The 20,132-nt window shown below is 46.9% G+C and carries 14 protein-coding genes; 6 read left to right on the top strand and 8 right to left on the bottom strand.

What is annotated here, in order from left to right:
* The first annotated feature begins 105 nt into the window (after positions 1-105).
* The gene (locus tag V7S65_RS25290) at positions 106-540 is read left to right on the top strand and encodes an acyl-CoA thioesterase (protein WP_111579096.1); all 435 of its coding nucleotides are present in this window, start codon (positions 106-108) and stop codon (positions 538-540) included.
* An 87-nt stretch (positions 541-627) separates the two neighbouring features.
* On the opposite strand, the gene V7S65_RS25295 is transcribed toward V7S65_RS25290, so the two are convergent.
* The 6 genes from V7S65_RS25295 to V7S65_RS25320 all read right to left on the bottom strand — a co-directional run bounded on the left by V7S65_RS25295 (position 628) and on the right by V7S65_RS25320 (position 6,671).
* The gene (locus tag V7S65_RS25295) at positions 628-1,143 is read right to left on the bottom strand and encodes a hypothetical protein (RefSeq protein ID WP_111579095.1); all 516 of its coding nucleotides are present in this window, start codon (positions 1,141-1,143) and stop codon (positions 628-630) included.
* Positions 1,144-1,395: 252 nt separating this feature from the next.
* The gene (locus V7S65_RS25300; protein ID WP_079473448.1) at positions 1,396-1,662 is read right to left on the bottom strand and encodes a hypothetical protein; all 267 of its coding nucleotides are present in this window, start codon (positions 1,660-1,662) and stop codon (positions 1,396-1,398) included.
* Between the two features lie 104 nt (positions 1,663-1,766).
* Positions 1,767-2,216, bottom strand: a complete 450-nt coding sequence (locus V7S65_RS25305; RefSeq protein ID WP_200817398.1) for a VOC family protein — start codon at positions 2,214-2,216, stop codon at positions 1,767-1,769.
* Between the two features lie 69 nt (positions 2,217-2,285).
* The gene (locus tag V7S65_RS25310) at positions 2,286-3,095 is read right to left on the bottom strand and encodes a helix-turn-helix domain-containing protein (RefSeq protein ID WP_336388233.1); all 810 of its coding nucleotides are present in this window, start codon (positions 3,093-3,095) and stop codon (positions 2,286-2,288) included.
* A 20-nt stretch (positions 3,096-3,115) separates the two neighbouring features.
* Positions 3,116-3,892 carry a GLPGLI family protein gene (locus V7S65_RS25315; RefSeq protein WP_336388234.1) on the bottom strand — a complete coding sequence of 259 codons (777 nt, stop codon included), beginning with the start codon at positions 3,890-3,892 and terminating at the stop codon, positions 3,116-3,118.
* A gap of 4 nt (positions 3,893-3,896) precedes the next feature.
* The gene (locus V7S65_RS25320) at positions 3,897-6,671 is read right to left on the bottom strand and encodes an outer membrane beta-barrel protein (protein ID WP_336388235.1); all 2,775 of its coding nucleotides are present in this window, start codon (positions 6,669-6,671) and stop codon (positions 3,897-3,899) included.
* 229 nt (positions 6,672-6,900) lie between these two features.
* Here V7S65_RS25320 and V7S65_RS25325 point away from each other — a divergent pair, with 229 nt between their 5' ends.
* Together V7S65_RS25325 and V7S65_RS25330 are read left to right on the top strand one after the other, a co-directional pair.
* Entirely contained in the window at positions 6,901-8,619 is a 1,719-nt protein-coding gene (locus V7S65_RS25325) for an IlvD/Edd family dehydratase (RefSeq protein WP_079473445.1), read from the top strand.
* Positions 8,620-8,629: 10 nt separating this feature from the next.
* A complete protein-coding gene (locus tag V7S65_RS25330; RefSeq protein WP_336388236.1) occupies positions 8,630-9,388 on the top strand; it encodes an SDR family NAD(P)-dependent oxidoreductase in 759 nt (252 codons plus the stop codon).
* Between the two features lies 1 nt (position 9,389).
* Here V7S65_RS25330 and V7S65_RS25335 read toward each other — a convergent pair whose 3' ends face one another.
* Positions 9,390-13,415 carry a DEAD/DEAH box helicase gene (locus tag V7S65_RS25335; protein WP_336388237.1) on the bottom strand — a complete coding sequence of 1,342 codons (4,026 nt, stop codon included), beginning with the start codon at positions 13,413-13,415 and terminating at the stop codon, positions 9,390-9,392.
* A 156-nt stretch (positions 13,416-13,571) separates the two neighbouring features.
* On the opposite strand from V7S65_RS25335, the gene V7S65_RS25340 reads away from it, so the two are divergent.
* Complete coding sequence (locus tag V7S65_RS25340) at positions 13,572-14,456, top strand: COG4315 family predicted lipoprotein (protein WP_336388238.1); 885 nt, start codon at positions 13,572-13,574, stop codon at positions 14,454-14,456.
* Positions 14,457-14,541: 85 nt separating this feature from the next.
* Here the strand turns inward: V7S65_RS25340 and V7S65_RS25345 are convergent, their stop codons facing one another.
* A complete protein-coding gene (locus V7S65_RS25345; RefSeq protein ID WP_079473525.1) occupies positions 14,542-15,273 on the bottom strand; it encodes a GntR family transcriptional regulator in 732 nt (243 codons plus the stop codon).
* 246 nt (positions 15,274-15,519) lie between these two features.
* Between V7S65_RS25345 and V7S65_RS25350 the strand changes: the two genes are divergently transcribed.
* Together V7S65_RS25350 and V7S65_RS25355 are read left to right on the top strand one after the other, a co-directional pair.
* Complete coding sequence (locus V7S65_RS25350; protein WP_336388239.1) at positions 15,520-16,830, top strand: hypothetical protein; 1,311 nt, start codon at positions 15,520-15,522, stop codon at positions 16,828-16,830.
* A gap of 185 nt (positions 16,831-17,015) precedes the next feature.
* Positions 17,016-20,084, top strand: a complete 3,069-nt coding sequence (locus V7S65_RS25355) for a SusC/RagA family TonB-linked outer membrane protein (protein WP_336388240.1) — start codon at positions 17,016-17,018, stop codon at positions 20,082-20,084.
* The last annotated feature ends 48 nt before the right edge of the window (positions 20,085-20,132 follow it).

The following is a 20,132-nucleotide window of genomic DNA, read 5'->3' on the forward strand; positions in this document are numbered from 1 at the left end:
CTGGCAGACATCCGGCTACCAGCATAATTTACGTATAGCCGTTACAGGTATAATTCCTGCCTGTTTGGACCGGCTTTTTTACACCACTTTTCCGTAAATTTAAATATGAACATATTCTTTGAAGGACCAGTACTATGGTCACAGATAGACGCTAATATGCACCTGCGCCACTCGGCCTATGCCGACTTTGCCGCACAGGCCAGGCTTAGTCTCCTTGAACAGGTAGGACTTACCGCGGTTCATTTTATACAGCAACAGCTGGGCCCCATTCTTTTCCGGGAAGAGCTGTTCTACCACCGGGAAATCAGCCCTAACGACAAAGTGCGCGTGAGCTGTGAAATGACCAAATGCCGGGCCGATGGCTCCCGCTGGTCCATTAAACATGAAATTTTCCGGGGCGATGGCACCAAATCCGCTACCGTATTGGTAGACGGCGCATGGATAGATACCCGTAAACGCAAGCTTACAGGACTTCCCCCTGAACTCATGGAGAAATTCAAAGCCATACCGCGTAGTGAAGATTTTGTAGAAGAAGCGTAGGTTGTCTTTCTCAGGATTAAACTGATTTTGCTGATCAAATCTCCTAAATCAACAAAATCAGTTTAATCCTGAGAAAGACATCATCCGCTACCTAGCCGTAAGTGGTTTCGCCAGTTTATCAGATTCCAGCTCTTTTATAAAAGGCAGCTGGTTCTGCAGGTATACCCTCGTCGATTGCTCCAGGTAATTGTCCAGCTGAAAGAACTTGGCCGCCCTGTTGGCGCCCAGCAGCTTGTTGAACTTCCGGAAATAACGCATTTGCAAACGTCCGAATTCCAGGTCATTGTTAATAAATTGCCTGGTAAGAGAATTCATCTTCTTCTCATCAATAGAAGAAAACTCCTCGTTGTACATCTTCAGTAAAGCAATACGCTCCGTCAACCACGGACTCTTCTCCGTTTCATACTCAAGGAATGCAGATTGAAACGCCCGTTCTTCCAAAGGGGAAATCTTTAAAAAGTCATTCAACAACGACTCTTTGTTTTTGCCAAAGATTTGTGTTACAAGATCCTCAGTTGGCAATACAGCTACAGCTGGCGTAATTTGGGCGGTTAACCGCCAGGCTGCACCCAGGATCATGAACAAACAGATAAGCTTTTTCATGCACTGAAAATTTAGGATTAATGGCAGGTTCAGCCACAAGCCTATGTATTCAGGGGGTTACGAACACCAGCTCGGAACGGTGTAGTAAAATAAGAAGCAGGTGTAGTGCCCACTACATTTATGGCAGTGAATCCACCGTCTTATATAAACAATATTCAGGGAGAAATGGTTGCAGTAAGCATTAAATAATAAAAAAGGCAGCCAGAAAACGGTTACTTTCAGGCTGCCTTTTTTGAAAAAACGGTGAATGGTCTAGTTCATGGACTGTTGATTGGATTTCATAAATGCATCATATGCTTCTTTTGTCCAATGCTGATAATCTTCCAAATGGATGCCCAGTCGCTCATCCCGCTCTACTTCTTTATATTCCCGGCTGTCCCAATAACCCTTCGCCAATGACTGAATATTCTGGGAAACCGTGGCAGGTGCTACTTCGTAATCATCAGGATAACTTTTGTAGTTGCCAATTGCCAATACCTGGATTTCTTGTTTTACTGTGTCCTTGCTTTGCTTTGCCATGGTTAAAATTTTTTGGTTAACCCTGGTAAAACAAAAATGGTTCCTGTATGGTGCCAGTCGGGGACCCTTTAAGATTATATTAACTTAAAATTATGTTAACGGTGTCAGGGATGCGAATAAGTTACCACGTCGATACCCACGCCATTAGGGTCTTGTATGGCAAAATGCCGGTCGCCCCACGGCTCATTACGGATCGCTATCTTAATATCCACTCCTTTAGCCTTAATGGCTTCATACACCTTGTCCACATCCTCCACCTCAATGGTCAGGTACACGCCCTTACCATTAAAAGCCGTTTTAAACAAAGGCTGCTGCGACGCATGCTCCGGCAATAAAAAGCTGATTTCCGCCTGCTTATCCGGTGTATGCAGCAACAGGTAAAACTCGTTTTCAAAGGACACCCCAAATCCCAATATCTCTGTATAAAATTTTTTACTCTCCGCTAGTTTAGCTGTAATAATTCCTGCATTCAGTTTCATTTTACCGGGTTTTGCCTGTGAATAAATATTGGATATAAAGAAGAAGAAAATAAACAATAACAGCCATCTTTTCATACACTTGTCAGTTTTATAACAGCAAAACTAAGACAGCCGGGAGAACAAAAATTGTAAAAAACGGACAACTTATTTACCAAACACCTTAGCCGGGGTAAGGCCATAAAGCGTTTTAAATTCCCTGATAAAATGGGCCTGGTCGTAATACCCGGCGTCGAGGTAAGCTCTGTTCCTGCGGATATGATGGGGATAATGGGTAGATTGTAATATCTTCTGAAAACGCACCACTTTACTAAACGTCTTGGGCGTATCTCCAATATAAAATTCAAACAGGCGCCTCAACTGGCGGGAGCTGATCCCTGGCGGCAGTTCCTTTTCAATACTGATAACACCCGAATGCTGAATGATCAGATCCACGGCTTCCAGCAGGCGATTATCCGCCGGCAATACTTTTTTGGCGATATGACCCAGCAAAAAGGCATCCAGCAAGGGTTGCAGCGCTTCCTCCTTCATTTCTTCATGAAAGCGATCCGCCAAAAAACGGGTAACAACCGGCGCCACGTCTTCCAGCGCGGTGGTCTGTTTACTTAACTCAGCAGCATTCAATGGAAACAACCGGGGAAACATGCCCGGCAAAAAACGGATACCCACATAATTAAAATCCCCTTCCAGCGGGAAACAGGTATAGGCGTCGCTGAATCCCATAATGAAGCTCTGCCGGGGATCGTGTAGTTCAAAAAAAATATCCATACAGCCATCGGCCACCACCCGGTAATGAAAAGGCGCTGTGAGCGGGCAGGTGGTTTTAAGCTGCCAATAACAGTAAATGTATTCCCGCAACCGCAGATCCGGTAAAAACTCCCGGTAAACGACTCCCCCCTCCGGCTGCACTGCAAACGGTTGTACTGGTGTATATATGTGGGAACTGTTTTTCATCATCTGCCCGGATCATTCTGCAATTATAACATAATTGCCCTGATATACGCGCTTCCATAATTCCCCCACTTGTCCAGTATTTTTGAAACGGATTCGCGGATCCCTTTATTGTCCACCGGCTTTCCTTTTACAGGAGGCTTCAGCGCTTCTTCCTTTATATCGTCTATCAGCACTTTGGTGGCAAACCAGGTAACATGCTCGTGTGGCAGGGCCACTCCCAGGATCATACCGGGTAAACCACTGAACGACTCCGGTCCGCCGGGCGTAACAATAGCATCGGTATAAAAGGCCACCACGTAAATAGAGTCCATGATCACCGCATTGGCACGGCGGCAATCAAACCCGGCGATTTTACGGGTTTCATCCGTAATCTTCCAGCGGATCTGCCGCATAGAATCCTTTACAAGAAACATCTGCTCAAATACCTGCTTCTGTGAAATACTCTGCATACTATCCAGCCGGGAATATACCACGTTCACTTCGGCCGGGGCCGATTCCCATATCGGTTTCTTATTGTCAGGATTGTCCCTTCCAGGTTTATACAGGGAAGTTTGATGTGAAAATGAATAATCGAAATAAGTGACCTGGTATTGCGACATCCCCTTTTTCAACATATCGGTCCACGAATTATCCTCTCCCTTACTCATGTCATCCATGCGGGCAAACAGGTTTACCCGTTTCTCAAATTCTATCCGCCCCTGTTGCAAAAAAGTGGTGTGCTGTGCCTGTGCTGATAAAACAACAACAGCGCACAGTATAACGGTCAGGAGTACACGAATTTTTATTATGATATTTTTCATAACACTATTCTTTTGGAGCGGCCGCGCCTAATTTGTTAAAGTTCCAGATAAAAGACAACAGTCCGTACCGGCCAATGGTGCTGTATGTCCGCTGACTGATCGTATTGGTTGCCACCGATCTGTTGAAGCCGATATTCTGATTCAGGATATCACTCATAGAAAAATTGATCTGCACCAGCTCCTTCTTTCCAAACTTCTTTGCCACATAGGCATTCAGGATAGCGGCATTGTTGTTGGTAGCAAACACCGGTGTTTTCTGCCGGATATTATAGTTCAGATCCGCATGCAGCACAAATTTAAGCGGCAGGAAAAAACTCAGGTTAGGCGAAATATTATATGTCCAGTATTGTGTCCGTAAAGTTTTATCCACAGAAGATACGCTGTTGTTAAAGTTCGCCTCTGTTTCCAGGGAGTATTCATACTTTTTGTCTTTGTACTTTCCCAGGTTGATGCCTAATCCTAAATTGGAAGAATTAGTAGTATTCAATAGGCCGTTCACATAATTTACATTCCTGTTCAAACCTCCGTTGGCCCTGCCTCCTACTCTCATATCCCATGGATTAATTTTCCAACCTATATACAGGTTGAAATTCGCGTTCCGGTTTCCATTCACGTTCACAGCCTGACTGGTACTTACCCCCGAAGTATCAATCACGCTCCGGTCGCTGATGGCATTAGTGGTAGATCCATACCTTACAGAGGCCCAGATACTCCTGTTAGTCATTACCTTATAATCATTAAAATTAATGCTGAAATTATTATTAAAAGATGGCTTCAGGGCAGGGTTGCCAATCTGCAGGTGGAGCGGATCATCATTCACGCGGATAGGCTGCAGCTGACCGATGCCCGGCTGACTGGTATAACCGTTATACTCAAAGGTAAGGCGCCGCTGCTGCGAAAAACTATACCGGAACATTGCCCGGGGATACCAGTTAACGAAATCACGTTCTACCTTGCTCTTCCGGAACATATCCTGCTGGCTGAAACTCGTAAGACCTACATTACTACCTATATTAATGCGGATCTTCTTTTTCGTATATCCGTAACTGATACCACCCTTATGTGTTAATATATTAAATGCATAATCATTACTGTATAAAGAATCCAGGGCGGTATACTTCCCATCGGTCTGCTGGTTATAAGAGTTCCGGTTAGAATGATTATTATCTATATTAATACCATAATTGAACAACAGCGAAGAGGCTACAGACAATGGTTCCGTGTAAGTAAGATTACTCACAATGCTGATGCTCTCGTTATTAGTGGTTTTTAGCTGATCTGTATTTTGTACAGAATCTATCTTACCCTGTTTGTAATATTCTGTATAGGCGTCCAGCATTCCTTCCCCGGTGGTTCGTGAATAATTCTCCGCAAGGCTCAGCGATATAGTGCGTCCTTTCTTCTTTAGTTTTTTACGCCACAACAGGTTGGCGTTCATGCTGCCAATGTCCGATATATTGGAGGTTTTACGCTCTCCCCGGTTCACGATCATATCATTCATTTCCATTCCGCTGTTGCTGAACCTATTGGATATTTTGTGATCCAGGCTGCCATCTACCTGTAGTTTGATAGAAGAACTGGAATCAAGTTGCCGCTCATAGCTGCCATTAACGCGGTTCCGGAGGATACTGTTGTTGAAATATTCTTTAGAATGATTATAATAAATGGTATCAGGTAAGATATTCTGTGACATGCTTTCACTGTTCCCGTCAATATATAATTTCATCAGCTTGTAGTTGGCGTTCAGATTTTGCCGGTCCCTGTCCCACTTATCCGAATAGTGTAATCCCCCGGTTTGCACCAGTGGGTAGCCATCGCCACCATAGCGGCCATCCCAGCTGTCCAGGTCATCGCCCTGGAAACTAAGCTCTACATCGCCATCGTCGTTAAAGGAGATATCACCGTTGCCGGAGCCGAATTTTTCCCGGTCGCCCCAGTCGAGTCCCACCTTACCGGTGTTTGACACGATGCCAAAAGCAGCCAGTTTCTTCTTGCCGCGGAATACATTCAACATCGCCTGGCTATCGTGAAAACCGTTATCCCCGGCGCCTACGGCTACTTTGCCAAAGTAACCGCGTTTCTTATCTTCCTTCAGCTGGATGTTAATCGTTTTCGATCGTTCTCCATCATCGATACCTGTAAAAGCCGCCTGGTCGCTTTTCTTATCGTATAGCTGTACTTTATCCACCATATCCGCCCGCAGGTTTTTGGTGACCAGCGTAGGATCATCTCCAAAAAATTCTTCCCCGTCTACCAACACTTTCTTTACCGTTTCACCCTGCGCCGTAATCTGTCCTTTGCCATTTACCTGTATACCCGGCAGTTTTTTCAGCAGCTCTTCCACAGAGGCATTGGCAGCCGTTTTATAGCTGTCCGCATTAAATTCCGTGGTGTCTCCTTTCATTTTTATAGCGGCTACTTTTTGCTGTATCACTACTTCCTGCAGTAAACGGGATTTCAGTGTCAGCATAATATTATTAAGTTGCACAGCAGAGGTATCTGATAACGTTAAAGGCTCTACGTAATCTGCAAAGGCAGGATAGGTGATCAATAGCAGGTACTTTCCGGGGTGCAGGTGCTTTAATTCAAAATGTCCTTTTTCATCACTCCGGGTAAATTTATATAAGATGGAATCTTTTGCCTGAAGCAGTGCCACTACAGTATTGGATAGCTGCACATGATTAAGTGTGTCTGATACATTTCCCTTAACAGTGGCTTGCTGCGCCAGGCAGCAATGGGCAATGACCATACCGAGAATCAATCCGGATAGTTTCTTCATTTGTGGATTATACAGGTTATGTGTACAGATGCTATGAAATTAAAATTCCATAATAAAAATTGAACTTTTGTTGCCATGTGTGATAAACATCTGTTAAATGGATAACCTACTTATCATGTAGAGAAAGAATATTAATAAAAAGATAACCAGCCATATGATAACAAAATCTGGCAGTGTTCATTTTTGAAATCCATAATTTATTGTATCTTTTAAAATATCCACTCCCGTTATGAAGCACGAAAACTCACTAAGAAGCGCTAATTGGTTTGCCCGTGATGGCAAAGATGGTTTTATTTACCGTGCCTGGCTGAAAAAGCAGGGCATCCCTTCACATGAGCTGGAAGGCAAGCCTGTAATAGGAATTTGCAACACCTGGTCGGAACTCACCCCCTGCAACTCCCATTTCAGGGAACTGGCAGAAGCCGTGAAACGCGGGGTACTGGAAGCTGGTGGTTATCCATTGGAATTCCCTGTAATGTCGTTAGGAGAAACACTCATCAAGCCCACCGCGATGCTGTACCGCAACCTGGTAAGCATGGACGTGGAAGAATCTATCCGCGCCAATCCTATAGATGGTGTGGTGCTGCTATGCGGTTGCGATAAAACCACACCGGCTTTGGTGATGGGCGCCTGCAGCGTAAATATTCCCACCATTGTGGTATCAGGCGGCGCTATGCTCACGGGCAGGCACCGCGGCCATAGTATTGGTACCAGCGATATTTGGCGGTTTAGTGATGATGTAAGAGCCGGCAGGATGACCAATGAAGAACTCGCTATGGCAGAAGCAGGTATGTGCCGCAGTGATGGCCACTGCGCCGTAATGGGCACTGCCTCTACAATGGCCTGTATGGTGGAATCCCTGGGACTGTCCCTTCCACAGAACGCCGCTATTCCCGCGCCGGATGCCGCCCGCAAAGTACTGGCACAGCTGTCGGGCAGCGAGATCGTAAAAATGGTACGGGAAAACAGGCGCTTAACGGATATCCTTACAAGAGAAGCTTTTGAAAATGCCATCCGGGTGAATGCTGCTATCGGCGGCTCCACCAATTTTGTGATCCATTTGCTGGCCATCGCAGGCCGGATAGGCATAGAGCTGAACCTGCAGGACATGGATACCTTTTCTGCCAACATCCCGCTGATTGCCAATTTACAGCCCTCCGGCAGTTATTTTATGGAAGATCTTTACTACGCCGGCGGACTGCCAGCTGTGATCAACGCCCTGCTGGAACATCTTCACAAAGATTGTATTACTGCCAATGGCAAAACTATCGGCGCTAATTACGCCAATGCTGTCAGCTATAATAAAGAAGTAATTTCATCACTGGATGATCCCTTCAATGCAGTATCAGGCATCGTGGTATTGAAAGGAAATATTTGCGAGCAGGGCGCAGTGATCAAACCATCTGCCGCAAGTCCGCACCTGATGCAGCATACCGGCAAAGCAATCGTATTTGAGGATATCGATGATTACAAAAAACGGATCGATGATCCCGCGCTGGATGTGGATGAAAACAGTGTGCTGGTACTTAAAAACGTAGGACCCAAAGGCTATCCAGGCATGCCTGAAGTAGGCAACCTCGGCTTGCCCGCAAAGCTGCTGGCCAAAGGGATTACAGACATGGTACGCATTTCCGACGGGCGGATGAGTGGTACCGGCTTTGGCACCGTAGTATTGCATATATCGCCGGAAGCCGCTGCCGGCGGGAACCTCGCCATTCTCCGCGATGGCGATGTTATTACGCTGGATGTACACCAGCGCCGGCTGGAAGCTGCTATTTCTCCCGAAGAAATTGCCCGCAGGAAAGCCGCGTGGAAACCGCTTTATCCACAATCCACAAGAGGGTATGTACAACTGTACCAGCAACACGTAGAGCAGGCGCATCTTGGCGCTGACCTCGACTTTCTCAAAGGCAGCTCCGGCAGCGAAGTTACCAGGGACTCACACTAAAAAACGGCTTATGACATTTGAAAATAAAGTAGCGATTATTACCGGCGCCGGACAAGGCATCGGCTTTGAGATAAGCAAACAACTGGCTTTACAAGGTGCTATTGTTATCCTGAATGATATTGATGCCCAGCTGGCACAACAGGCTGCCAGCACCATTACTGCCGTAAAGGGGCAATGTGTAGCCATGCCCGGCGACTCCGGTGATATTGCCTTTATCCGGCAAATGATAAACACGGCTGTTGCGCAATTCGGCCGGCTGGACATTGTAATTGCCAACGCCGGCATTACTTTATTCGGCAACTTCTTTACCTATACGCCTGAAGCATTTAACCGTGTGATGCAGGTGAACCTGGGTGGTACTTTTTTCCTGGCGCAAACTGCTGCCAACCAAATGAAACAACAGCCACAGGGCGGCGCTATTTTGTTCACGTCCTCGGTAACCGGCCACCAGGCGCACAAAGACCTCGCCGCCTATGGTATGAGCAAAGCAGCGCTGGAAATGCTGGCAAAAAATTTAGTGATTGAATTATCTCCTTTTAAAATTACGGTGAACACCATTGCTCCCGGCGCTACCCTCACGGAACGCACGCTGGACGATCCTTCCTATGAACAGATCTGGTCCAGTCTCACGCCTATGGGACGCCCTGCTTATACGCAGGACATTGCCCATGCTGCGCTGTTCCTGGTATCCGACCAGGCGAGGCATATTACCGGGCAAAGCCTCATCATTGATGGCGGGTGGACCAGTATCAGTCCTTCGCCGTTCTGAGTTATCTTTCTGCGATCAGCTCCAGCAATTCTTTAGCGTTGAGCTTACCAGCCTGGTCGCTGCCTTCCAGCAGCTGATCGGCCAGATCCCGCTTGCTGTTATGCAAAGCAATGATCTTTTCTTCAATAGTATATTGCGCTACCAGCCGGTAAATGGTTACCGGCCTGGTTTGCCCGATACGGTGCGCCCGGTCGGACGCCTGCTCTTCAATAGCCGGATTCCACCACGGGTCCATATGAATCACATAATCGGCGGCAGTTAAATTAAGTCCCAGTCCGCCCGCCTTCAGGCTGATCAGGAACAACTGCCCCGTGCCTGCCTGGAAATCTTTTACCAGCTTATCCCGTTGCGATATCGGCGTACTGCCATCGAGATAGAGATAAGTAATCCCCAGTTGATGCAGCGCTTCCCTTACCAGGTCGAGATGCTTTACAAACTGGCTGAATACCAGTGCCCGGTGATTGTTGGATACCAGTTCTTCCACAATTTCCCGGAATACCATTAATTTGGAAGATGGAATATCGGTTTCAGCATCCACCAGCCGCGGATTACAGGCCGCCATCCTCAACCGGCTAATTTCTGCCAGTGCCCGGATATGCTGCTGCGCCATACTACCCTCCTGCGCTTTGATATTCTCCAGCGCCTTCCTCCGCAATGCTTCATAAAACGACGCTTCATCCGGTGATAAGCTCACCAGCTTTACAATTTCGGTTTTAGGCGGCAATTCATCCAGCACGCCTGTTTTGGTACGCCGCAATATAAAAGGCGCGATCAGTTTTTTCAGGTGCTGCTTTACTGTGCTCTCCGGGTTCCTTACAGACGGGAAAACAAATTGCTTGTTGAAGTGATCCAGTGTGCCCAGCAACCCGGGGTTGAGGAAGTTAAACAGGTTCCAGATCTCGCCCATATGATTTTGTATAGGCGTTCCCGTTAGCATGAGTTTAAACCCTGCCTGCAGCGACATCGCCGCTTTGGATGTTTTTGTCTGGAAGTTCTTGATGGTATGTGCCTCGTCGAGTACCAGTGTAGGCCATTTCACAGCGGCCAGCAATGTTTCTTCTGTTTGAAGTAAACCGTAAGTGGTGATCACCACATCAAATGCGCCGGCGCCTTTAATCAGGCCTGCGCGGTGACCGTTATGCAGAAATACCACATTCAGGGAAGGCGCAAAGCGGCTGATCTCATTGCTCCAGTTGCTCACCACGGAGGCCGGGCAAATAACCAGTGCGGGGCCATCCGGTGCGCGGTGCAGCAGCAACGCAATAGCCTGGATGGTTTTCCCCAGTCCCATGTCGTCCGCGAGGCAGGCGCCGGCTCCCCACGCAGCCAGGTGTGTCATCCACCGGAAGCCTTCTTCCTGGTACGGGCGTAAAGTGGTTTGGAGTGTAACCGGCACCGTTACGGCCAGTTCCATCGCAGTAGTGCGTTTACGGGAGAAGGCTTTCCATGCCGCATCTGTGGTTACACTGCCTGCCTGTTCCAGTAATTCATCCAGCACCGGCGCGGCATATGGCTGAATGGTTACATTATTGCGATCGATATTAGCTACGCTGGCCATTTCGTTTAGCCGGCGGCGTAAGTCGCCGGTTAATGCGAGATATTCCCCGTTTTGCAGAGCAATAAACCGCTTCTTCACGGTGCGGGTGGTATCCAGCAAGTCTTTCAGTGCCAGCACGGTGATTTCATCCACTTTTAATTCACCGGTACACATAAACCAATGGTCTTTTTCTTTCAGTGAAATGCTCAGCTGTGCAAAGCCTGCCTGTTGCTTCACTTTATAGCGCTCGCCTTCCGGCCACTCCGCCCGCACCAGTTCGGGATGGTGATGAATAATTTCAAGTAGTTGCAGGCAGTCGAGCGGATCTTCAAAAATGATGGTATCATCCGAAAGGTCCTGTTCTATTGCCCCCTGGATGAGGTTCAGCAAGCTAGTTACATTACTCTTTTCTTTTGCCAGGTCACGGATGGCCTGCCAGCGTTCCCCGTTGCTGATACCGATAATATTATGCGCGCCAATGCCCGGCTTGCAATACGGCGGATCGCTGGTAAATGGCTTTACATAAATACCGGCCTTCAGTCCGTCTCCCAATGGAAGCAACTGTATCACAATACGGCTGTCGGCCGGGCGACGGCTGATATTGGTAGCAATGTCTCCCATATCCGCGTGGATGGTTAGGTGCGCGCCGAGGCTCTTCAGCACCTGGATCAGTTTATCCTTACCGGCGGCCGGCACTACGGGGATCTGCTGTAATGTTTGCAACAGGCGTCGCTGCTGGGCGGTGAGGTGGATGATCTTCAGGCGGGTGTTGGTTTCTTTTACAAAAACCGTTTCACTGATATAGTCGTCTACGTTAGCACTGAAAGTATACCCCTGTCCGGACCTGTTAACGCTCAGCTCCGGTTGGGCTTTTATAATTTCTACAGAAATAGTGATATCATCTGCAGAAAATAACAACGGATGCCCGGCAATTTCTTCCCATACCGTTTCCGCAAAAGAATAAGACTCTCCGTCGTAATTATAATAATGATCTTTCTGTACAGTGGCGCCTATCCTGAAATCCTGTTCTGTCATGGCTTCCGCCTTTCCTTCCTTTAGTTTTTTTAATGCCACATTCCGGCCGCTGCTCCAGGTGTTATAGCCCTGGGATGTTTGCAACACCGGCTGAATCTTATACCGGTCGAAGTCTATCAGGTAAATTAACCGGGAAGCAACTACATTTTTTTCTTTTTTTGTGAGATGTGTATCTGCGCCCAGCAACGTGTTTAATAACCGCTCCCAGTCGGGCGTTTGCTCCATCTGGGAAAACACCGGCGGGTGAATGGCAATGGCGCCGGCTTCCAGGAACATGCTTTCATATCCCTGGTAATCATCTCCCTTAAATAAATATAAATATTCGTAGGTCAGTAACCGGTAGTGACGCTCCATGCCCAGCGCCAGCAATCTCGCAGTGGTGGTACTAAACGTGCGTAACAATTTACTTTTGGGATGCAACAGCTGCAAACATAATACCGACAGGTAACTCAGCAGGTTGCTTTCGTTGCCTTCCAGTATCAGCAGCAACAGCTGCTCTCCTTTCTCCTTACGGCCCGCATGAAAATGCAGCAAACAAACGGCCGGGGTGATGACAGGGAACAGCTTGCGTTCATAGGCAGTCACAATTTTAGTGATCAGCGGATTCGTTTGCTCACCGGGCAATACAGCCAGCGTGAATGCGTAATAAAAAGCAAACAACGGCGACAGCGGCATCGTATTCTTTTTATCGTACTGGCGTTGACGTTTGATCCCTTTTTCAAATGTTGTCAGCGCTTTTGCCGGTTGTCCGCTATACAGTAATATCACGGCCTGTGCATAAAGGTCATCTGCAGTTTTATCTGCCGGAGGCAAATCGAGATGGCCCTGTAACAGCGACAGCTCAGGAAAATCAGCACCATATTGCTTGCGAAAACTTTCCAATTCTTCCACCGGCGGCATTTTCAGCAGGTTATATTTTAAGGCAAAAGATACCATCCGGTCGAGGCTCTCCTGGCTGAAAAAAGGCAACAGTTCTGCGTAGGCGGGGAAATACAACAGGTAAGACAAATAAGGCTGATATTCATCCAGCTCCATTTCCAGTTTCCTTACCGGCGGCGACAACAGGAAACGGTCACCTGTAAAATAAGCAGTGAGCAGTTGTTGCAGATCCTGCAAACGGGCGCTCATGCTGTAAAATGCATGTACGGCGTGCCTTGTCCTTTCCATCAACGCCGAATAAGCCGGCTGTTTTATATTTACCGGGAACAACAGAAAATTCATTTCCGGTACCAGGGAATAATTGCCTGTTACATTTTTAATGGCCAGTCCTGCAGCTACCAGGTGCTTCAATATTTCACTGACCCTGGTGCCCTTCATTTCTTCCACGCGGTTCACAGCGTCTGTAATGGTAAATGTTTCCAGTGGGTACAGGTACACAGACATTACGTCCATTACCAGCCGGGTATCCCTTTCCTGTGATTCATATTGTTCTGAATAGAAACTTTCATTGACCATATCAGCAAAAGTAGCTGAAAATATTTTGCGGGGCAGACAACCTTTTTCCTGTTTTTAACGAATACGCATAAGTATGGATTGCCCAACCAGGTTGTTACGGATCAACAACCTGCAATTACGTATTGATTATTTCAAATTTCTAAAAATTTTAACAGCATGAACTGCGTAAAAAATTCCCTGCTTTCATTGATAGCCTTGTCTGGTATCGTTTTCTTCAGCGCCTGCGGCGGAAACGATGATAACCCCGACACTCCTGCGCCTAAACCTCTGGTACAACTCAGTGCCAGCGCTACTTTGGGAAATCACCTGACAGATGTGGACGGTAATTCCCTCTATTATTTCTCCAACGACTTTAATGGCCAAAATAACTGCGCCGGCGGATGCGCAGCGGTATGGCCTATTTATTATGCCGGTGATAACCTTGCCCAGACAGCACTTGGCACCGGTCTGGACATCAAAGACTTCACCACTATCACTACTACCGAAGGCAAAAAACAAACTGCCTACAAAGGATGGCCACTGTACTACTTCGCACCTGCCGTAGGCGGCGTTAATGTACGTGAGGCGCCTGGTAAAACAGATGGGGAAGGCGTTAATAATGTCTGGTATGTGGCGAAACCTGATTACACTATACAGTTGATCAATGCCCAGCTGGTGGGTGCCGATGGTAAAAACTACCTGGAAAACCATACCGAGGGTACCGCCAAAACCACATACTTCACTGATGGGAAGGGCGTTACGCTCTACTCTTTTGCTAAAGACAGCTTTAATATCAACAAGTTCACCAAACCTGATTTTTCAAATAATGCAGTATGGCCTATCTACGAAACAGACCAGATCGTAGTGCCTTCTACTCTTGATAAAACATTATTTGGCAGCATCACCGTTGCCGGTAAAAAACAATTAACCTACAAAGGCTGGCCGCTGTATTACTTCGGACAGGATGCAGGCGTAAGAGGCTCCAACAAAGGCGTTAGCGTGCCTGCACCAGGTGTATGGCCGGTAGTTACCAAAAACGTGGCAGCCGCTCCTAAGCTATAAACAGTGCCCGTAACCGTAAATCGAAACGGCTCAGTATTAATACCTGTGTATTAATGCTGAGCCGTTGTATTTATATGAAATAAAATTATTCCCTTCTGCTTTCCACCGTGTACACGAAGCTATCCGCGCGGTAGTACCCCAGGTTATACTCAATAGGACGTTCGCCCTGATCGTATACAAACCGTTTCCTTACAAGGATAGGATGGCCAGGTTCCAGTTCCAGCTTAGCCGCAATAAACTTGTCGGCCGACCTGGCGCTGATTTCTTCTTTCGATAAAGTTGCTACCGTCATGTAATCCTTCTCCAGGATATCGTACAAAGGACGTTTGAAATCCTCTTCACCGGTTAATCCCACGCGTGGATGGAAATAGGAAATGAAATATACAAAAGGGCCTTCCGCCTTGCCTCTCAGGCGCTCCAGTTTGAGCACTTTTTTGGTTGGACTGATTTCGAAAAAGTTGGCAATGGTTTCATCGGGTAATACCCAGGTAACATGCAGCTCAAAGTTTTTGATGATGATACCGCGCGCTGTCATTTCCTGCGTAAAGCTCAGCCAGTTCTTGGATTTAGAGCTGATGGCCGCTTCCGCTACTTTGGTGCCTACCCCTTTTTTCCGGGTCAGCAATCCTTCGTATACAAGTTTGTTTAATGCATGACGTAATGTAGATCGGGAGATAGCGAGTTGTTTCGCTAACTGAACTTCGTTGGGTAAAAACTTTCCACCGGCGTACTGTGGATCTTTTATCATATTCCTCAACAGGTTTTCCGCCTGTATATGAAGTGGTAAAGGATTTTTATGATCTATACTCAAATTCATGCCTGCAAAGCAACTGGAAATAAACAAGAAAAACAATTTTAGGCGACCTTATTTTGGGCGTATGTATGCTCCGGTTGAAAAAACAGGATTCGTGCAAGGTATCCACATCTCACAATCCATCATCATATAGTCAACAGACAATCAATTACTTACAAGATAAATTACGCGTTAAGGTAATGTTAAAAACTTTTCTTGCATTAATTAATTTATGTTTATATGTTTGTACATAATATCCAGGGCCACATTATGAAAAGAACCCTTTCTATAATTCCCATTATTGCTGGTATCACCGCTCCTGTATTCCTTTCAGGAAACGTGACTGCCCAGAATAATACCAGGACCCTGGCGGCGGCTGTATTGGCAGACAGCCGGCTGGATACAGTACAAGCCCGCGCATTAAGATTACTCACCGGTTTCTCTGCCGGCACTTCCTACAGAGAAGTATGGATCAGGGATTTCAACACTTTCATCAATGGTTCCCTGCAGGTATTGCCGCACGACCAGGTAAAGGAAATGCTGCTGTTGTTTTTCCGGATGCAGGGCGCAGATGGAAATATTCCTGATGGCGTTATTCCGCGCGAGAAGGCCAATGTAGGCTACCAATACAGGTATTCCGACATGGCTCCTCAATGGGCGGCTCATAAAAATACAGTGGAAACCGATCAGGAATCCTCCCTGATCCAGGCAGTAAGAAAATATATCGCTGTTACAGGCGACGAAGCCTTCCTTTTTTTGGCCATAAATGATAAAACGATTTTGCAACGGATGGAAGCCTCTATGGCCTATCTGCTAAAGGAGCGTTGGTCAGAAAAATACGGGCTGATTAAAGGCGCTACCACCATCGACTGGGGCGATGTGCAACCGGAAACCGGGTGGGGCGTGGCGATCAATGAAAAAACGAAATGGGCGGTTGATATATACGATAACGCCATGTTTGTGATCGCTATACAGGATTTCCTGGCGATCAAACCAAAAGACTATCAGGCACAGAGAGACTGGCACAAAATAGCAACGGATATCCGGAAAAATGTACGCAAACATTTATGGGATAACAGGGCACAGAAATACATACCACATCTTTATTTGAACGGAAGCCCGTTTTCCCCCTCATTTAACGAAAAAGAAATCCTTTACACAGGAGGCACTGCCTGCGCAATACTGGCAGGATTTCATACACCAAAAGAAATAGCGGCCATTAACCGGCAAATGATACAGGCCGCCGCCAAAGAAAAATTCGCCACCATAGGGATCACGGTGTATCCTCCTTACCCGGCAAAGGAGTTCCCGAATATGCATCCTTATGTGTATCAGAATGCGGGCGACTGGACCTGGTTTGGCGGACGCATGATCCAGGCCCTCATCATAAACGGATTTATACAGGAAGCCATCACAGAGCTTAAACCCATGACGGATCGCGTCATTGCTCAAAACGGCTTCTTTGAATGGTACGACGTTCAGACTGGCACGCCAAAAGGATCAGGAAATTTTCGGGGCGAAGCAGGTGTTTTATCGGATGCCATTACGCTTTTGAAGAAGTGGGCAATTAATCAGCAGTAGAATAAACAATTGGGCCTGCTCATTCATTATTTATTCGTCAACCGGATCTTATTAAAAAACATATCATTACCATGATCTTAAAACCTAATCTCACTTGTTATCACGGGGACTTCCACGTACAGATCCTGTGATCACTATCAACTGAAACACACCGGCTAATATTACCTCATCTCTAAAGACTTGTTATGAAAGCAAAACTTTTTTATGTGCTTGCATGCCTGCTACTCTCTATGCATGCAATGGCCCAGATTAAAATAAGCGGTAAAGTCACCAGCGCCGCCGACGGATCCGTAATTCCAAATACTACGGTGGCCATTAAAGGTACTTCCAGCGGAACCATCGCCAACGTAGACGGCGTATATTCCCTGTCGGTGCCCAACGAAAACGCCGTGCTGGTGTTCTCGTTCACCGGGTTCGCCACCAAGGAGGTCAGGGTGGGGAGTCAAACCAATATCAATGTATCACTGGAAGTACAGGTGAATACCTTAAGCGACCTCGTGGTAATTGGTTACGGTTCGGTAAAAAAGTCTGACCTCACCGGCGCAGTAGCGTCTCTCAAAGGTGAGCAGGTGATGGACAAACCCGTTCCAAATATCTCGCAGGCCTTACAGGGCAAGGTGGCCGGCGTGGACGTAAACATCAACAGCAGCGCCCCCGGCCAGGCAGCGAAGGTACGTATCCGCGGTATCGGTTCTATCAACTCATTTGTGGATCCTTTGTATGTAGTAGATGGTGTGGCGGGTGTTGATGCCAATGCGCTCAATCCAAATGATATCGCCTCCATTGAAGTACTGAAAGACGCTTCCTCTACTGCTATTTACGGTGCGAGAGGCGCCAACGGTGTAATTATGATCACTACCAAACGTGGTAAAGCCGGTCCTACCCAGGTAAGCTACCAGGGTGATGTAAACGTAAGTACACTGGCCAGTCATCTCCCCACCTTAAATTCAGAGCAATTTGTAAAAGTATACAACGAAGCATTTGCCAATGCCACCAAGTTTGATCCGGATCATGGCACCTGGACGCCAACCGCTATACTGGATCACGAACATTTTCCTTTGCTGTTTGACGAGAACGACAAACCGCTGTACAACACCAACTGGGAAAAAGAAACCTACAAACCGGCAGTGTCTACCAGCCACCAGGTGAACTTCCAGGGCGGTACGGATAAATTACTCTATAGCGCCTCACTCGGTTACCTGGATCAGAATGGTTTGATGATAGAATCATGGTTTAGAAGATACTCTGCCAGGGCCACTTTCGATGACCAGGTAAAAGACTGGCTGAAAATTGGCGGTAGCCTGAACATCGTGTCCAGCACACAAAGAGTAGTATCTGATGGTAATGGTTCCTTAAACGTACCAAGAATGGTTACGGAAGAAGTACCTATTGTACCGGTAAGGTATCCTGACGGTAAGTGGGCCGGCAACTACGATATACCCGGACTGGAAGGTGGTCCAAACCCTGTACAGATTGCGCAGAACAGGTATACCCTCAATAACCAGGTGCATACGCTGGGCAATTTCTACATGCAATTCCAGATCAACAAGGACCTGAATTTTAAAACTGACTTTGGTTACGACCAGATCAGCAACAAAGCCAATTTCTATTCCGCCGGCAACCTGCCCCACCTGTCGCAGGATCAGGGCGGTGTAGCCAGGATCACCAATAACTACGGTAAGTACTGGCAGTCGGAAAACTATCTTACCTATAACAAGCAGTTCAAAAATAACAACAGCCTGAATGCGGTAGTAGGTATTTCCTTCCTGCAATACAGCAACGAAAATGCGCTGGCGGAAACACAGAATTTCCTGTCTGATTACTTCCAGTGGAATTCCCTGGCCGCAGGATCTGTACGTAACAACATTACTTCAGAAACCCAGCCCTGGTCGATGAACTCCTACTATGGCCGTGTTAATTATAACCTGAAGAATAAATACCTCTTTACTGCTACCGCGAGATATGATGGTTCTTCCAAATTCAGTAAAGACAACCAGTTCGCGTTCTTCCCATCTGTTGCGGCAGCATGGCGTGTTTCTGAGGAAGACTTCCTGAAGGGCAGTAAAACCATCAACAACCTGAAGATCCGCGCCAGCTACGGTACTTCCGGTAACCAGGAAATTGGTCAGTTCCAGTACTCTCCGCAGTATCGTCCTGATCAAACTGTAATTGGCGGCGCCAATCAGCCTACCCTGGTACCTGGGTATATTGGTAACCCGGATCTTAAATGGGAACGTTCCAACCAGATAGATGCCGGCGTGGAACTGGTGATGTTAGACAACCGCATTAACCTGAACGTGGATTATTATAACCGTAAAACATCGGACCTTCTGCTAGCAACACCTATTCCATGGTCTGCCGGTATGTTCACGTCCAATGTGTATAAAAACGTAGGTGAAGTAAGAAACACCGGTCTGGAAGTAAACCTGAACACGGTGAACATCCAGAAACCAAACTTCACCTGGTCCACTACTTTCGTTTTTGCAACCAATAAAAATAGGATACTCACCCTCAACGATGGTAACGCGGATATCTTCCCTGGCCCCAACTTCCTGGGTCAAACCAATATCCTGCGCGTAGGTGAGCCTATCGGTTCTTTTTATGGAATGAAAAGGTTAGGTACCTATGGTAGTGACGAAGCCGCAGAAGCAGCCAAACATTCCCTGTTGCCCGGCGACAGAAAATACGAATACGATTCTGCCGGCAATGCAGTGTATGATATCATTGGCCGCGCCTATCCAAAATGGACCGGTACTTTCAGCAGCACCATTAAATACAAAGGATGGGACTTTACCTTTGACATCCGTTTTGTACAGGGTGTAAATACAGCTGCTGCTTTCAAACACTCTGTGGAAGATCGTCAAACACTGGCTAACAGCCTGGCTACCGTATTGAATGCATGGACACCGGAAAATCAGAATACACATATTGCACAGGTGCGCAGCTATAAATTTACACAGGATTCCCATTTTGATACCTGGTGGGTAGAAGATGGTTCCTATATCAGGGGACAAAACTTCACACTGGGTTATACCTTCCCCGAATCCTGGATGCAGAGAAGCCATATCCGCAGGTTCCGTATTTATGGCAGCGTGCAAAATCTTTTCCTCATTACCAAATACACCGGTTATGACCCTGAAGTAGACACTTTCAATTTTGGTTATGGCTCTAACACCGGCTTCTCCCAGAACATCGACTTCTTCCCTTATCCCCGCCCGCGCGTGTGGAACCTGGGTGTGAATCTTGATTTCTGATGAAATCGTATACCCGTTGATGTGATAACCTTTTTAGTGATTAAAAAA

Source organism: Chitinophaga sp. CCNWYY40, from assembly GCF_037483205.1.
In the GTDB taxonomy this organism is placed as follows: Bacteria; Bacteroidota; Bacteroidia; order Chitinophagales; family Chitinophagaceae; genus Chitinophaga; species Chitinophaga ginsengisegetis.

What these genes read in the sequence shown, in the direction of transcription:
- V7S65_RS25355 (WP_336388240.1), top strand. Translation starts at nt 17,016, where the DNA reads ATGAAAGCAAAACTTTTTTATGTGCTTGCATGCCTGCTACTCTCTATG.
- V7S65_RS25300 (WP_079473448.1), bottom strand. Translation starts at nt 1,662, where the DNA reads ATGGCAAAGCAAAGCAAGGACACAGTAAAACAAGAAATCCAGGTATTG.
- V7S65_RS25325 (WP_079473445.1), top strand. Translation starts at nt 6,901, where the DNA reads ATGAAGCACGAAAACTCACTAAGAAGCGCTAATTGGTTTGCCCGTGAT.
- V7S65_RS25345 (WP_079473525.1), bottom strand. Translation starts at nt 15,273, where the DNA reads ATGAATTTGAGTATAGATCATAAAAATCCTTTACCACTTCATATACAG.
- V7S65_RS25330 (WP_336388236.1), top strand. Translation starts at nt 8,630, where the DNA reads ATGACATTTGAAAATAAAGTAGCGATTATTACCGGCGCCGGACAAGGC.
- V7S65_RS25335 (WP_336388237.1), bottom strand. Translation starts at nt 13,415, where the DNA reads ATGGTCAATGAAAGTTTCTATTCAGAACAATATGAATCACAGGAAAGG.
- V7S65_RS25340 (WP_336388238.1), top strand. Translation starts at nt 13,572, where the DNA reads ATGAACTGCGTAAAAAATTCCCTGCTTTCATTGATAGCCTTGTCTGGT.
- V7S65_RS25315 (WP_336388234.1), bottom strand. Translation starts at nt 3,892, where the DNA reads ATGAAAAATATCATAATAAAAATTCGTGTACTCCTGACCGTTATACTG.
- V7S65_RS25310 (WP_336388233.1), bottom strand. Translation starts at nt 3,095, where the DNA reads ATGATGAAAAACAGTTCCCACATATATACACCAGTACAACCGTTTGCA.
- V7S65_RS25290 (WP_111579096.1), top strand. Translation starts at nt 106, where the DNA reads ATGAACATATTCTTTGAAGGACCAGTACTATGGTCACAGATAGACGCT.
- V7S65_RS25305 (WP_200817398.1), bottom strand. Translation starts at nt 2,216, where the DNA reads ATGAAAAGATGGCTGTTATTGTTTATTTTCTTCTTCTTTATATCCAAT.
- V7S65_RS25320 (WP_336388235.1), bottom strand. Translation starts at nt 6,671, where the DNA reads ATGAAGAAACTATCCGGATTGATTCTCGGTATGGTCATTGCCCATTGC.
- V7S65_RS25295 (WP_111579095.1), bottom strand. Translation starts at nt 1,143, where the DNA reads ATGAAAAAGCTTATCTGTTTGTTCATGATCCTGGGTGCAGCCTGGCGG.
- V7S65_RS25350 (WP_336388239.1), top strand. Translation starts at nt 15,520, where the DNA reads ATGAAAAGAACCCTTTCTATAATTCCCATTATTGCTGGTATCACCGCT.